This window comes from Bacillus cereus group sp. N12 (assembly GCF_016483575.1).
GTDB lineage: Bacteria > Bacillota > Bacilli > Bacillales > Bacillaceae_G > Bacillus_A > Bacillus_A toyonensis.
On record NZ_JAEHBO010000001.1, the window covers coordinates 156474 to 171975 of the forward strand.

A 15502-nucleotide genomic window follows, 5' to 3' on the forward strand; every position below is an offset into this window, starting at 1 on the left:
ATAAAATCCCCCTTTTTAGTACTACTCAGTACTAATTTGATGTAAAAAAAATGCTTCTTTTATCGAAGCAATTTTAAAAAATGATCTGCTGTTTTCGTGATTACAGTTGCATCTTTCAATGTTTCTGAAATAAATAACGCTCCTTCAAGATTTGTAATAAACAGTGATGCAACCTCATCAATATGAATCGTATTTCTGAATTCTCCATTCTCTACCCCTTGTTTAAGTAATAGAGAAACTTTCTTTTGTAATCCTGTAAAAAAAAGACCTATTTTTTCTTTTATTTGCGTGGCCTGTTTAGGACTTTGAATATAAAGAGTAATAAATGGACAGCTCCCCTTATACTCTCTCGATTGAACTCCTTGTGATAATTGCTTTAAAAACAGTTGGATACGATCTTCAACTAAAAATTGGTTCTGAGAAAGTACGTCATCAATTGCAGATTGATACATTTCAATCCAATAATCAACGACCCCTTCTAATAATACTTCCTTATTAGAAAAGTGATAATACACATTAGACTTTGAAACTTTGCTTACACGTACTAATTCATCCATACTTGTATAAGCAAACCCTTTTTCTAAAAATAATGTTGCAGCTACTTCAATCACACGTTTTTGATTCATTAATTTTACCTTTGTCATAACTAGAACTATATAGTACTAATTTAATTATTGCAAGTATTTATGTTAATTTAGAAAAAAGTTTGATTAAAAAGTTCCACTAACATTAATTTTACTGCAAAAAAATCTTATTTTGAATAAAGTTGAACTGAACCCCGAAATTATTAATTCACTATCGTCTAATAGAGGTCACCATACATGCCCATCAACTTAAGAAAAAGAAATGCCCCCAAAACGAAAAAATGAGCGGCTTCTCAGAATAGCTATATGTAGAGAAAGAAAATTTTAATTTAGGGGGATATGAAAGCATTAGCTTGATGGTGATGTGGTGCTCCCCCATCGCTATCAAGCTAATATTCTGAAGTACGCCCAAAATGGAAATTTTATATTTCTATGGTTAATTAGATCTTAGTTATTTTAGGAATCCTAAATTTTCTCAGTCCAATTTAGAAGTTCTTTTCAAAAAATAGGGTTCTTAGGATACTTATCTTAAGAACCCTATTTTTTGATTTAGCATGGAAAGTATAATCTTTTCTAATTCAGCTTTATTTAAAACATCCTCAATAATTACAACTTGATAGGCATTGTCCTACAGGAACAATCATTTTCATCCCCTTTATATTCCTTCCAGTTCATAATTTTCTATCTTGCCATTGGCATTAATCATAAATAAAACGGATCTTCTCCTCGTTCTATAGTGATGGTTTTTTCCTTTTTCTAAAATAGCGGATTGATAAATAAATTTTCTTAAAATTAAAGAAGTTGAGTGCGAAAGCAATGAAAATAAACTATTCTTTTCATAGAAATATATAGAAAGTTCGACAATCCTAATTATAAAAATTCACTCCTTTACCATTGACAGAAAATTCAAATTTATTATATAATTTTGGTATTACCAATGTCTTGAACATGTATTACCATAAAATAAAGGAGACGATGACTTGAAAGAAAAGGAACGCACCTCAGATAGAATTGTGAACGAATTAATTAAATCCATATTGGCCGGTGTTTATTCTATAGGAAGCACTTTACCACCGGAAAGAGAGCTTGCGAAAGAATTTGGTGTTGGTCGCCCAACTATTCGTGAGGCGCTTCAACGTTTAGGAAGAAGTGGGTGGATAACAGGAAGAAAAGGAATGCCATCGATTATTAATGATTATTGGAGCAATGGTAATCTAACGACTCTTATTAATATTGTTGAGAATCATCATACCATTACAGATGAATTTATTATGTATTTATTAGAATTTAGAAGTTCGTTGACTCCGACTTATATTCGTAATGCTGTTACGTTTAATCAACCTAAAGTGGTTGCTCTCCTTGCTAATCTTGAGCAACTTGAAGATAGTGCAGAAAGCTATGCAGCATTTGATTGGGATTTGCAAAAAAGGTGTGCTGGGCTTGCTGCCAATCCAATCTTTCTACTCATTTTAAATAGCTTTGATTCCATTTATGTAGATATGGCAAAAAGGTATTTTTCTGTAAAAGATCATCGTGAGTTATCCTTCAACTATTATCACGATTTATTAAAAGCTGCATTAAAGGGAGATGCGATTGAAGCAGAAAGATTGTGTAAGACAACATTGGAGAAAAGCTTGGCTCTTTGGAAAGATAGAAAAAAAACAAAGAAAGCTGGAGGCGTGATAAATGAAACTAAAATATTTTAAAGAATATTTTTCCTATCCTGATATTTTGATTATGAGCTGTCTTTTCCTCACTAGCTTTGGATTTATGATTTTACATTTAACCTCTATCGGAATTTGGGGTGCTTTTATTTTGGGAATGATTATGTATTCCTTAGCTGAGTACGCTACTCACAGGTTTATTTTTCATCTAAAGCCACCAAAGAATGCATTTTTATTAAAAACGCTTAAGCGCCTACATTATGACCATCATACAAATCCGAATGAATTACATTTATTATTTTTACCCTTATGGTATAGTGTGCCAAACATTGCAATTTCAGGAGCGATTTTTTATTTTCTTTCATCCAGCTTTGTCATGACAAACGCATTTATTGCAGGTATTATGCTCTTTTTATTATTTTATGAGTGGAAGCATTATATCGCGCATCGCCCCCTTCAACCAATATCACCATGGGGGCGATGGATGAAAAAAGTTCATTTATGGCATCACTTCAAAAATGAAAATTACTGGTATGGTGTTACGAATCCAGCCTATGATTTTCTCATGGGAACCTTTAAAGACCAAAAAGATGTTGCCCAAAGTAAAACTGCTAAAAACCTAGAGAAACGTGGTGACCAGAAAATAGAATTATAAAAATAATCCATTGTCATCATCCTGGAAATGTTGAATGAATTTTGCAGATTCGACATTTCTCAGGGAGTGGCAGGCATTTTTTCCTATTGAGTAGTACGCATGGTAATAGATTGCGTAAGGATTTTTTGGAAGTTTGTTCTGATCATTTACGAATTTATGTTCTTTTTAGAGTTATTTGTCGGAATGTCTATTGATCAATGAAAGATGAATGTGAAAATAAAAAAGAACTCTTTCATCTGTTGAGGAGTTCTTTTCATATAAATTACGATTGGGGTACCGTCACATCACCATCAAGCTAAGAAATGCAAATACCCCCAAAACGAAAAATAAGCTGCCTTCTGTCAAAAATACACGAAATTTTTAGGTTGAGGTGTTATAAAATTTTTAAGTTGATAGGTAGGGTCAATACCCCATCGCCATCACCTTAAGAATTCAGAATTACCCCAAGACGAAAAAATGAGCGTTTTTGTTACAAGTTAACACAAACTTTCGTTCTGGGGGTACTATAAAATTTAAGGTTCATAGCGATGTGACGGTACTCCTGCTAAAGACATTTCTCCTTCTAAAGTAGACAGTACTTGCAATCTTAGTACGAATCACAGTTGAATTCATGTTACTTAATCGTACCCATTCCGGCAATTTTAATGTTAACCTTGACGTTTACATCGCCTTTTGCTAATTCGTCACCCCAATTATTTTGTATTTTTTTCCATTCAGTATATGTGTATGTTCTTGCATATCCTCCAAGCCCAATAGGATCAATTTTGGCGGTTTGTATTTTTTGTATTAATTGCTTGAAATCAGCTTCCAACTTAGTTTCAATCGCCTTTTGTAATTTTGCTGCGTCCTTTCTTGTATTAAAGGTAAAAAGTCGTTCTGTAATACCGATTCTCATCTTTACATTTACATTAAATATAAAATGCTCATCATATCTTGCCTTTGTCTTTACTTCAATACCATAGGCAGTAAAACTTATTAAATCTTTATCTTGACCATCCGAATTTATCTTAATTGGAACTGTAAATGGTAACTCCCCTGCAGTTCCTTGTTGCAAAATGCGTAAAAGCTTGTTTTCATCATGTTTTAGCGTTAATTTATATTTTCCTTTTTCATCCAACAAAGCTGTACCTGTCACCCATATTTTATTCTTTTTTTTCACTTCAGTAATATTTGCTGTTAGCCCTTTGTCTGCTCTTTGCTCATATAGTTCTTGAAGAGTTGTTTTTACTGTGATATTTCTTAAAAAAGCCGTATCAACTAGTTTTGTTAAATATATAGGAAGTCGTGGCTTATCCTTTGGGCTATAGAAGATAACGTCCGAAACAGGTCCATCTACAGCGAGAACCCTTGCAGTAACTGTATTTTTTGGATCACGGTAAAATGGATCGAGGTAATTTTCCCAGTTTTTTTGTTTCAGTAACCTTTTTCCAACTAAAATAACCTGTGTTTTACTTCCCGCAGTAAGCGCCATAACCGTAGCATCAAATTGGTCTCTAGCTTTTCGGACCGTAGCAGATTTCACACCAGTTGTTTCTTCTTTTATTTTTGCTTCTTTATTGAAAACAGGGCTTGATATATACACTAATAAATTATCATTACGATCTAAATCGATACCAAGAATAAGAGTAAGAGAAACATCTTCAACATTTCTTTGATCGAAGCATCCAGTCATCATGAACACCAATAACAAAATACAATATAGTACTTTTCTTTTCAATGTACCCTCCCCTGGCGAAACTTCTCATATAGACAGCAATACAGCCATAAAATAATAGGTGATATATATGTTACCCCTAATCCAACATTCGATAATACCTGTTGCCAAATTTCAGATTCATTCCAACTAGGATGACTCCAACATGTGAATCCGATAATAAGTAATAAGAGAACAACTACATGAGAGCTGTGATTTTGTTTTCCAAGTAATTGGCTTGAACAAAATACAGAACAGTATAGGGCAGGAATCCATGATGTGGAAACAATGGTTAAGTAAACAGCCAATAAAATCATGTCAAAACGTTCTAAAAAACGAAACTCAATTACTTTCAGTAAATTTAGTACCGGTTGATTATATTGCGTAATGCTATCAGGGCTAAAATAGGCAAAGCAAACAATAGTAGCAAATAAATAAAATAACATCGTTAAGGTGTTTGCTATAACCATTCCATGGACTGCATACTGTTTTTTTTGTAAAAATGGATATAAAAAGAAAGCAATATCAAATCCTAAATAAGCATAAACAGTGCTTGGTACAGCGGTTAATATAGGTTTCCATCCTTCTTTTAAAAGCGGAAAGAAGGGCATCCAACTTCCATTCCCTATAAGAGGGATTAAAAAAAATATCGGAATCCAAAGCGCCATATAAAAAAAAAGTTCGGCGTATCGTCCTAAAATACTAGGACCGTTACGTGCAACAAAATAGGTAGGAATCGAAAACAAAAAGATAACGATATAGTCAGGCGTTTTCGGGAGAAGCCATCCCTTAAGGTAAAGCATAGCGTTTATAAGAACGATACAAGAATAAAAAGCGAAGTACATCATGTAAATAACAACCAATGCTTTCCCTACTATTTTTCCAAACAATCGTATAAGAATATCATAAATCGTATCCTCAGGATATCTTGCAGCTGTTTTCACTATAAACACACCTGATATTGTGGAGAAAATCCAACCAATCAATATAGCTATCCATCCATCTGTTCCAGCCTTTTCTGCAAGCACACGTGGAAGCGATAAAACGCCAGTGCCCACCTGCACTCCATTAATTAAAATAATATACTGCATAAGAGTGATTTCATTATAGGCATACTTTTTCATAATTTCACCTTTTATTACGATTCTTTCCTTGTCGAATAGTTTGATTGGTTCCATTCCCCTTAGGACGCCTTCTTATTGTCCATAAAGGAAAGCGTACAAAAACATCTTTCATATCTGCAAAACGAAAGGGTGCTAATGGTGTTCCGTAAGAAGTACCTAGCGATTTAAGACTACTTAGATGCCCAATTAAAGTCATCCACCCGATAACAAGTCCTACAATTCCAAATAAGGCAGCTGCTAGCATCATTGGAAAACGTAAAAGTCTTACTGACGCTCCCATATCATAGTTAGGAATAACAAAAGAAGAGATCGCGGTAACAGCGACAACAATAATCATAATGTTGCTTACAATTCCTGCCTGAACAGCCGCCTGACCAATGACAATACCACCTACAATTCCAACTGTCTGACCAATCGGAGTAGGTATCCGTAAAGCCCCTTCTCTCATCGTTTCCAATGTTATTTCCATAAGTAATGCTTCCATAACTGGAGAAAAGGGTACGCGCGTTCTTGATTCAGCAATAGATAAATATAGCTCTACAGGAATAACTTCAAAATTAAAGGAAATAAACGCAACATAACTCGCCGGCAGAAATAAAGCAACCATAAAAGCGATAAAACGAAGCAACCGAATAGACGAAGCAACTAACCACCTTGTACCGTAATCATCAACTCCTTGAAAAAAGGAAATAAAATTTGTTGGAGTAATTAATACATTAGGTGAATGATCCATTACAGTTACAAATCTGCCCTGTAAAATGTGAGATACAGCCAAATCAGGTCTTTCAGTTAATATAAATTGCGGAAACGGCGAGTAAGGGTGATCTTCAATGAATTCTATAAGTTCGCCATTACTAGTCACAGCGTCGATTGTAATATTTTGAATTCGTGTTTCTAATTCCTTCAGCACATCTTCAGAAGCTACATCTTTCAAATATAAAATAGAAATTTTGGTTTTGCTTCGTACACCAATTACTATTTCTTTTATCGCTAATTCACGATGAGGAATATATCTTCGAATCATTGCGATATTTTGACTTCCAGTTTCTATGAATGCTTGATGTGCACCCTTTAGAGCTATTTCGTTATGTGCATCTTCAACACTTCTTTGTGGCCATCCTTTTGTATCCAATTGATGTGCTGTTGTTCGACTGTGGATTAATAAAACACTATCTCCCCCAAAAATAGCATTTTCAATCTGACTCAATGTATTAATAATCTTAATTTGTCCTAATGGAATTGGAAGTTCTGTATTGGTATTAAAATCACTATTCATCAAAGGACTTAGAACATGATTTTGAATCAATTCTTTATCTGTTAATCCAGACAAATATACTAAAGCTGCTTCTAATCCATCTACTGTTATTTGAAACCGCCGAATTACTAAATCAGGCGCTTGACGAAATATATTCTGAATATTAGCTATGTTTTTGGTTAAATCAGCGTCTAAGAGGGCGTCTTCAATATTTTTTTCCTGAAAATGAGTATTGTCTCGTATTGGAAATGACTTAGGATTATCTCTATATTTTAAACGCCTCAAAAATTTAGCCATGATTCTCTCACTTTCTATGTACTTTTTATAGTATGTTTAGTATGCATATATTAAGAAAAAATATCCTACTAACTAGAGAGGTAACATTAGAATTATTACTATAAATTTTCGGGTGCATATTTCATAAATATCAAGTTCAAAAATAGTCCTTTATGTTGATGGATATGTGGTACTACCAAGCTAGTAATGTGGTGCTCCCCCATATAAAGAAATTTTAAACATCTTAATCTGCCTTTCCTTTATGTAAATATGGGAATAATGAAATTATCCCAAGGATAGCTAAACAAGCTCCAATCCATAGCGGAGATACAAAACCATATCCTTTACTGATCCCAAGACCACCTAGTGACGAACCAATAACAATACCTAGCGTAATAAAAGAACTATGAACGGTATTTATCATTATTCCATTACTAGCTGTTTTCATCACCCTCGCAACCATAGCTGGATTCAATGCTACACCAGTTAAACCAATAAAAATCGTAGAAATAACTGCAATGTATTTATTCTCTGCACTTAAAGCAAATAAAGACAACGCTATGATTAATATAATTAATCCACCCATAAGTATTTTCATTGTAAATTTATCAGCGAACTTGCCAATTATTATATTCCCAATTACCGTCGCACTACCATAGAGAGCAAGTAAATATGGAATACTTGCACTTGAAAAGCCTGTGATATTTGTAAAGATTGGAGTGAAATAACTAAATGCTGCAAACGTACCACCAATAATGAACATACTTGTTACGTACGCTGCCCAAAGATGAATATTCTTAAATCGCAGAAGTTCATCTTTCCAACTTAATTGCTCTTTATTTGAAGATGATGGTAACAACCGTTGAATCATAATCCCTGATACTAGCACAAGAACAGAAACAGCCCCAAAACTAATACGCCAGCCAAAATAGTGCGAAATAACGGTTGTTATAGGTAAACCTAATACAGTTGCGAACATTAAACCTGCAAGTACAATTGATGCAGCTTTTCCCCTTGAATCAGAGTGAACCAATGTTGCAGAAAAGGAAATCGCAACTCCAAAAGCTGAAGCTGAAGCAATACCAGTTATAATACGTGAAATCATCATAATATTATAGTTCCAAGCAATGGCTCCGAGCGATTGACCAATTAAAAATACGAACATTAAAAACAATAATGCTTGTTTGCTGCGTATTCGTAAGAGGATTGCAGTTAAAATGGGGCCTCCTATTACCATTGCTCCTGCATAAGCTGAAATTAAATACCCAATAGATGATACAGAAACCTGGAATGCAAGAGCAAGTTCATTCATCATACCTGCAACCATAAATTCTGATGTAGTCATACAAAAGATTGCTAAAGCTAATAAATAAATAATCGATGGCATAAAAACACTCCTTATTCATTATTGTAATGATCGGTACAAAAATAGTGCGAAAAAAGAGCGCACTAAGCGCCACAAATAGACTCTACTGTTCCTTTGATAACTTGTTCAGACAACAACCGATTTTGCATCGATACATTAAGAACACGGAATCCGTAATAACTGCTTAAAAGCAGACTAGCTAATTCCTCAGCTGATTGCTTCTTTAAAATTTCACCTGTTTGCAATCCTTCCTCCATCACTGTTTCAATAGCTTGTTTAAGAAGTTCAACATGCTTCGAGAAAATTTCTTGTACCATTAAATTGTTTTTAGCACGTTCTATACTGGCATTAATCAATAAACATCCTTTTTGATCAATATTCTCAAAATCTTCTTTCAATGCCCATTCAAAAAAATTACTTAATCGTTCTTTAACTGGAATTGGAGTATCTAACAATTTCCTTTGTTCCCTAATCCCAATTTCATGGTAGCGTTCTAATACTTGTTTATACAGTTCATGTTTACTACCGAAAGTATTGTATAAACTTCCTTTTCCAAGTCCTGTATCACTGCATAAATCTTGTGTAGAACACCCTTCATATCCTCTTAACCAAAATGTTTTCATTGCAACATCTACAATTGAGGAATAATTAAACTCTCGAGGTCTGCCGCGTTTATTCAATCGTATCCTCCTCTCATTTTAAAGATAACATGAATAGAATACTCTTTTTTGTACCGCGTGGTCAATAACTTTATTTTATTGTTACTGTAAAATAAAATTTGATTATTTTAGATTACGAATAATTAAAAATAGCTCCCTTATTCAAGTTGCCTAGCGAAAAAATCACGTTTTAATAGGCTTCTTTAGCATGCCTACCTTTCTATAAATTACTAGTTATGAAACAAGAATCGTTTCATATCTAGTAATTTGCTTGATTAGCTTGATGGGTATGGAGTAGTGCCCCTATAAACAAAACCCTCCAGAAACATCTATAATCTGCCCCGTTACCCAGCGGCTATCAGAAGAAGCAAGGAATGCTACTGCATCTGCAATATCTTCAACTTGCCCTATTCGTCCAAACACAGATGAATTCGTAGCAAAATTTCGTATTTCCGGATTATCTAGCAATTTCACATTCATATCAGTCTTCGTATATCCAGGCATAATTGTATTCACTGTTATACCTCTTTCTCCAAGATGTTTAGCTAGAGGCAGTGTCATCGTATTGAGTGCACCTTTACTTAAACCGTATGCAATGGATCCTGTAAAACCAAGTCTTACTTCAGCTGATGAAATGTTAATAATGCGCCCCTCTGCTCGTAGTAACGGTAATGTTTGCTGAATTAAAAAGAATGGCGCCTTAATATTTACGGCCATAATTTCATCAAAAAATTCTTCTGTCGTATTTTCAATCGTTCCTTGTGTACCTATCCCTGCATTGTTTACTAAAATATCAATCCCTGATGTACCAACTCTTATTTGTAATTCATTTTTTAATTGTTCTACTAGCTTTTTGACACCATCCATTGAATTGAGCTCAGCTTCAATTAAGAACGCTTTTCCTCCATTAGATTCAATCTCACTAATCGTTTCATCTGCAGCTATTTTATTTCGGCCGTAGTGAATCGCAACTAATGCACCATCTTTCGCCAATCTCATTGCAATGGCACGGCCAATGCCGCGACTCGCTCCTGTTACTAACGCTACTTTTCCATCAAGATTCTTCATTTTTTCCATCCTTCCTAAATTTCCGTTTGATAAAAACCTATACTTATATTTTCATGCAAACACCAATCATTTTAAATATAGATTTATAGGTAATTTAGTTCATTCACTTATGATATTATAGTTATAATTTGTGATTCACTTAAAAAACAAAATAAGGAGGCTACACAATGCAAAACGCAGTAAAATTGGATGAAATTGACCATAAAATTATGAACTTGTTGTATGAAAATGCAAGAATTTCTGTTTCAGAAATAGGACGGATTATATCCATGACGCAGCCTGCTGTAAAGGAACGTATGAATAAACTTGAAGATCAAGGAGTTATCGCAGCTTACCGAACAAAATTTGAGCCTTCCAAAATTAATAAAAACATTCAAGCATTCATCATGTTTAAAACGAGCCAATGCTCTGATTTTATCCAATATTGTAATGCCGCTCCTGAAGTAACAGATTTATACCGAATTAGCGGGGAATTTAATTATATGATGAAGGTCATGAGCGATTCGATGGATTCTCTCGCTACATTTTTAGACTCGTTAATGCAATTCGGATTATCATCTCCTTTAATTGTTTTAAAGAGTGAGTTTGAGGAGAAATTGTCGTTCTGATAAAGGGATACGTATTATCTCCTGCTAACAGTAAAAGTTTTTCATTTATGAGAAAAACCAACAAAATCAATGATTAGTAAACAAAAAAGAACATTGATATTTCAATGTTCTTTTTTGTTATCTCTACTTATTAATTAGATTGCTATTCGAAAAGAGCACCTTAATTCCCTTATCCCTGATTCCTCTGCGCCTCTCTAAACTCTTCCTTCACCTTCTCTAACAACCCTTCTTCCGTAATTAATCGATACGCCGTATTTGCTAATGCTTTTGCCGATGTAATTAACGCTTTGTCTCCTAATTCTGAACGGGCTGCTTCTCTAAATTCATTCGTATGCGCAATTAAGTCATCTGGACCTATTTTAATGTACGGGTGAATGGTCGGTACGACTTGGCTGACGTTTCCGGCGTCGGTTGAGCCGATGCCGATTCTTTCTTTACGATTTACTTCTTCACCTAGTAGTTCTAGTTCTTCCGCTACGATGTCGTTATATGTTTTAGTTACGAGTAGTTCATCGATTTCATTTTGGAATTGATGAATTTTTACTTTTGCACCTGTTGCTAACGCTGCTCCTTGTGCTATATTTCTTACTTTTTCTGTTACTTCCGCACATCTTTTTCGCGTAGCTGCACGGATGAAGAACCTTGCTGCGGCGTAGTCAGGAATAATGTTAGGTGCTTTTCCGCCTTCTGTAATGACGCCATGAATTTTCACGTCTGAGGGAAGTTGTTGGCGAAGCGCATTAATACTGTTGTATAGCTGAATCACCGCATCTAATGCGTTAATCCCTTCTTCAGGTGAAGCTGCGGCATGAGCTGTTTTTCCGTAAAAATGAAAATCAAGTGGATCGACTGCTAGTGAAGGGCTCGTCGTCGCTGTCTTTCCGCTCGGATGAATCATAAGCGCCGCATCAATGTTTTTAAATAACCCAGCTTTTACATAACTCGACTTTGCGCTACCATTAGGCCCGCCCTCTTCTGCTGGTGTTCCAAACACGACAACTTCTCCGCCGATTTCTTCAAGCGTTTCTGATAATGCGATTGCTGCTGCAACGCTAATTGTGCCAATTAAATTGTGACCACACGCATGACCGAGTCCTGGTAAAGCATCATATTCCGCTAAAAATGCGATAACTGGTCCTTGTTTTCCTGAACTTTTTCGTGCGATAAAACCTGTTTCATGCCCAGCTATATTATGCTGCAGCTGAAAACCAGCACTACCTAGTAATAAACTTAACGTTCTTGATGCATAAAATTCTTGATTACCAATCTCTGGATTCGCATGAATATCATGACTTGTTTTTATGTACTTTTCCTTATTTCTTTCTATGCTCTCTTCAATTGTTTTTCTTTGTGACGTTACTCCTGTCGCTCCCATTTTTCTTCCTCCTTTTATTTTCACGTAAAAAAGCCTCTTTCTAAAAGATAGAAAGAGGCTTCTGTATATACAGTCAAAATGAGCTTCTTTCTTATCTTTCAAGTTACCTTGCTGGAATTGGCACAGTATTCGTAAAGAATCCGCTGCCGAGGTGTCATAGGGCCAGTCCCTCAACCTCTCGTGATAAGAATTTTCATAAAATTGTATTAAATTATTTTCATTCTAAGTTCATTCCAAACAAAAGTCAAGGAATTCCTATCCGAATTTACCGAATATCTAAAAATCCTTTTAATACACCCATTGTCTCAGGTGCTTGTAGTCTTGCACATATGTACGGAAATTCCGTACTACCTTCAAACATCATTTGAGATGTGAGTGGTGCCCCTGCCCAAAAGATTTCATCATCGATTAATACAAATGGGAATGCTTTATTTTGTCTTTGTAACTTTATGTTTTTTAATGGAACTGGTCCATCACTATAAACCGTTATTTGTGCATTTGTACGCATTAACGCTTGCCATACTCGTTTATCTACTTGCTTCGTACTTGGAAGTGAAATAATGATTTTTCGTTTTGCGGCTAAAATATCTTTTAATAGCCCTTTCGTTTCCTCCGGATTCATTTCCATAAACCAGCGTAATCGTTTCGATATTTTCCGCTCCCATAATTGTCTGGATGTCGTGCGATCATACACATCCCCGTGACGTTCTATATGAGCTGTTAATTGTGATAACGCTTGTTTTCTCGAAAGATTTTTACGCATATAATGGCAATCCGATAATTGAATGAACTTCCCTCTCGCTCTCGTTACTGCTACATTGACGAGGCGATGGTTTTTATGGTCAAAGAATAACACGCCAGGTCGTTCTTGTGGATAACTATCAACTGTATCAAAGATCATCATATCTCTTTCAGAACCTTGAAACTTATGAACTGTCGCCGCTAAAACTGGTATGTTTTGATATTTCGTTCTCTGCAACATTTCCCTGATACATGTTGATAAAAAGCGTGACTGCGCCCTGTAAGGCGTAACCACACCGATCGATTGCACACCATCTAACAGTCCGATTAACATCATTTGCATCGCTACTAAACCAGACATAATGTTAAATCGAGAACCAGAAGCAGCGTCCTTTAACGAAAAGGCTCCCATTAAGCTCGTATCAAATAAAACACTTGCCTCATTTGCGAACGGTTGTAGCTGTGCCAGTTCTTTACGCTCTGAAACAGACGGATGATCGTATACTCTATTTTTATAAATAAATGAATTCGTAAACTTCGATATATCCGCATGCATACGTCTTTGTTCCTGCAACATAAAAAGGTTGGGATGTGCTTCTGATTTATTTACAGAATCAACAATGCCGGCATGATAAAACATATCTTCGCCGAGCCATTTGCGAACGAGTTCATGGTTCGCCATCGCAATCGGAGGTAACTGTAAAAAGTCACCACAAACGACGATACGTTTTCCGAGTGAAGCAGCTAATGCGATTTGCGGAACGAACGCCATACTCACTTCATCTACGACAACTAAATCAAATGTACGCTCATAAATAAGTGAATCAATTGCACATTTTGATAAAGTCGCACCAATTACTTTCGCATTTTCAATATATTCTTTTTCTACTTCTTTAATTTTCGCTTTTTGCTTTCGAAGATCACTTTCAATCTCTTGTATACGCTTCTTATCAGCAGATGTTGCTTTATACGATAAAATTTTTTCACGAAGTTCTTGGCGTGTTTCTTCTAAGTAGAGTCTTTCCTCACCCCATGATCCGTTCGTCGTTTCAACTAACTTCGACGCAAGTAACGTTTCATGATTTCGTATATGTTCATGTTGACTATAACCGTAACGAACAATTTCGCCAGGCGTCCATTTCTTTTTCTTTTCAATTTGCTTCGTTACTTCACTCATTAATACGTCCACTGCCGCATTACTATGAGCTAACACAAGTACCGATTTTCCTTTTTGGTAATGAGCCGAAATAATACGTGATAAATTGTACGACTTCCCTGTTCCAGGCGGTCCCCATACGTACGTTGTCGGATTGTAAAATGAACGATACGCCAATTCATTTTTCGGATTTTTCATCTTCTCAATATGTTTCGGACTGCTCGTCCCATCAACAAGACGCTTTATACGATTACGTTTTAGCTTATCTTTATGTGCCTCTTTCAATCGCTCTTGCAGTTGCTCTAACAATTGCCACGGTTCACTATATAAAACCGCTTCTCTTATTTCACCTTGTATATAATCATTTAATTTCAGTTCTATTTCTAATCCATGTACAGATAATACTTCCCCTGTCGCTTCCTCACCATCGAACTCAATTCGAATTGGTGAACCTTCAGGTAAGCTTACTTCCGAAATAAGCTGAAATACATACACTGTATTTTCATAATCTGTATATAAAAAACGACCGTTCATGATAGAAATTTTACTACCACCTATCGTTTTCCAATGTTTAATTTCATATGCTAATGCATAATGCCACTCTTTCATCGTTGCCGATAATGAAGGAGTTTGAGTAGGTGTATTCATCGTATAATCTCCTTCCTTCTCCCCAAACATACTTTCTCACTATACCATATAACACGCTAAAATTTGTAAGGTTTTTATCTTGCTTATTTTCTTAATTTTCAATATCATTTTACATATAAAATTTTCAGAAAGAAGGAATCTACATGCCAGTTAGAAGAATAGAACACGTTGGACTTATGGTTGCAAACTTAGAAACATCTATTACTTTTTATGAAAAAGTAGTCGGCTTACAGCTCATTAAACGTATGGGGCACCCGAATCCAGATTTAAAACTCGCCTTTTTAGGTGTGGAAGAATCGAAGGAAACGATACTGGAACTCATCGAAGGTTATAACTCTTCTCTTCCAGCAGAAGGAAAAGTACATCATATTTGCTTTAAAGTGGATTCATTAGAAGATGAAATTGAAAGAATTCAAAAACACGGCGTAACATTTTTACTAGGAGAAGAAATCGAAACATTACCAGATGGAACACGTTACATATTCTTCGCTGGCCCTGATGGGGAGTGGATTGAGTTTTTTGAGACGGAGAGATAGAAAAGGAAAAGGAGCCGGAATTCTGTCTCCTTTTTTCCCAAGTGCAGAAACGGTTTGAACACCATTAACTTTCACCCTGAAAATTCACCAAGAT

The 15502-nt window shown here is 35.4% G+C and carries 13 protein-coding genes and 1 riboswitch; of the genes, 4 read left to right on the forward strand and 9 right to left on the reverse strand.

Annotated elements, in window-relative coordinates; genetic code table 11:
- Window positions 1-59: 59 nt before the first annotated feature.
- Window positions 60-626 (reverse strand): TetR/AcrR family transcriptional regulator, encoded by a 567-nt coding sequence (locus JDS92_RS00775; RefSeq protein ID WP_001072318.1) that lies wholly within the window; start codon window positions 624-626, stop codon window positions 60-62.
- 938 nt (window positions 627-1564) lie between these two features.
- Between JDS92_RS00775 and JDS92_RS00780 the strand changes: the two genes are divergently transcribed.
- Both JDS92_RS00780 and JDS92_RS00785 read left to right on the forward strand, forming a co-directional pair.
- Entirely contained in the window at window positions 1565-2290 is a 726-nt protein-coding gene (locus tag JDS92_RS00780) for a GntR family transcriptional regulator (protein WP_199631357.1), read from the forward strand.
- Window positions 2271-2903: a sterol desaturase family protein gene (locus JDS92_RS00785; protein WP_061530651.1), complete on the forward strand. Its 633-nt coding sequence runs from the start codon at window positions 2271-2273 to the stop codon at window positions 2901-2903. Before JDS92_RS00780 ends, JDS92_RS00785 begins: the two co-directional genes overlap by 20 nt.
- 613 nt (window positions 2904-3516) lie before the next feature.
- Here JDS92_RS00785 and JDS92_RS00790 read toward each other — a convergent pair.
- The 6 genes from JDS92_RS00790 to JDS92_RS00815 all read right to left on the reverse strand — a co-directional run bounded on the left by JDS92_RS00790 (window position 3517) and on the right by JDS92_RS00815 (window position 10344).
- Window positions 3517-4620, reverse strand: coding sequence for a Ger(x)C family spore germination protein (locus tag JDS92_RS00790; protein WP_195755293.1), 1104 nt, complete (start codon window positions 4618-4620; stop codon window positions 3517-3519).
- Window positions 4617-5720, reverse strand: coding sequence for a GerAB/ArcD/ProY family transporter (locus JDS92_RS00795; protein ID WP_098001556.1), 1104 nt, complete (start codon window positions 5718-5720; stop codon window positions 4617-4619). Before JDS92_RS00795 ends, JDS92_RS00790 begins: the two co-directional genes overlap by 4 nt.
- A gap of 4 nt (window positions 5721-5724) precedes the next feature.
- Window positions 5725-7272, reverse strand: coding sequence for a spore germination protein (locus tag JDS92_RS00800; protein WP_098710886.1), 1548 nt, complete (start codon window positions 7270-7272; stop codon window positions 5725-5727).
- 223 nt (window positions 7273-7495) lie between these two features.
- Window positions 7496-8638 (reverse strand): MFS transporter, encoded by a 1143-nt coding sequence (locus JDS92_RS00805; RefSeq protein ID WP_087969171.1) that lies wholly within the window; start codon window positions 8636-8638, stop codon window positions 7496-7498.
- Window positions 8639-8700: 62 nt separating this feature from the next.
- A complete protein-coding gene (locus tag JDS92_RS00810) occupies window positions 8701-9297 on the reverse strand; it encodes a TetR/AcrR family transcriptional regulator (RefSeq protein ID WP_199631358.1) in 597 nt (198 codons plus the stop codon).
- A 282-nt stretch (window positions 9298-9579) separates the two neighbouring features.
- Window positions 9580-10344, reverse strand: coding sequence for an SDR family oxidoreductase (locus tag JDS92_RS00815; RefSeq protein WP_199631359.1), 765 nt, complete (start codon window positions 10342-10344; stop codon window positions 9580-9582).
- 167 nt (window positions 10345-10511) lie between these two features.
- Between JDS92_RS00815 and JDS92_RS00820 the strand changes: the two genes are divergently transcribed.
- The gene (locus JDS92_RS00820; RefSeq protein ID WP_001178574.1) at window positions 10512-10952 is read left to right on the forward strand and encodes an Lrp/AsnC family transcriptional regulator; all 441 of its coding nucleotides are present in this window, start codon (window positions 10512-10514) and stop codon (window positions 10950-10952) included.
- A gap of 169 nt (window positions 10953-11121) precedes the next feature.
- On the opposite strand, the gene JDS92_RS00825 is transcribed toward JDS92_RS00820, so the two are convergent.
- Entirely contained in the window at window positions 11122-12327 is a 1206-nt protein-coding gene (locus tag JDS92_RS00825; RefSeq protein WP_000501381.1) for a M20 family metallopeptidase, read from the reverse strand.
- Window positions 12328-12415: 88 nt separating this feature from the next.
- Window positions 12416-12517, reverse strand: a riboswitch (SAM riboswitch).
- 75 nt (window positions 12518-12592) lie between these two features.
- The gene (locus tag JDS92_RS00830; protein WP_141555948.1) at window positions 12593-14902 is read right to left on the reverse strand and encodes an AAA domain-containing protein; all 2310 of its coding nucleotides are present in this window, start codon (window positions 14900-14902) and stop codon (window positions 12593-12595) included.
- Between the two features lie 113 nt (window positions 14903-15015).
- Here JDS92_RS00830 and JDS92_RS00835 point away from each other — a divergent pair, with 113 nt between their 5' ends.
- Window positions 15016-15408 carry a VOC family protein gene (locus tag JDS92_RS00835; RefSeq protein ID WP_001145291.1) on the forward strand — a complete coding sequence of 131 codons (393 nt, stop codon included), beginning with the start codon at window positions 15016-15018 and terminating at the stop codon, window positions 15406-15408.
- Window positions 15409-15502: the final 94 nt, after the last annotated feature.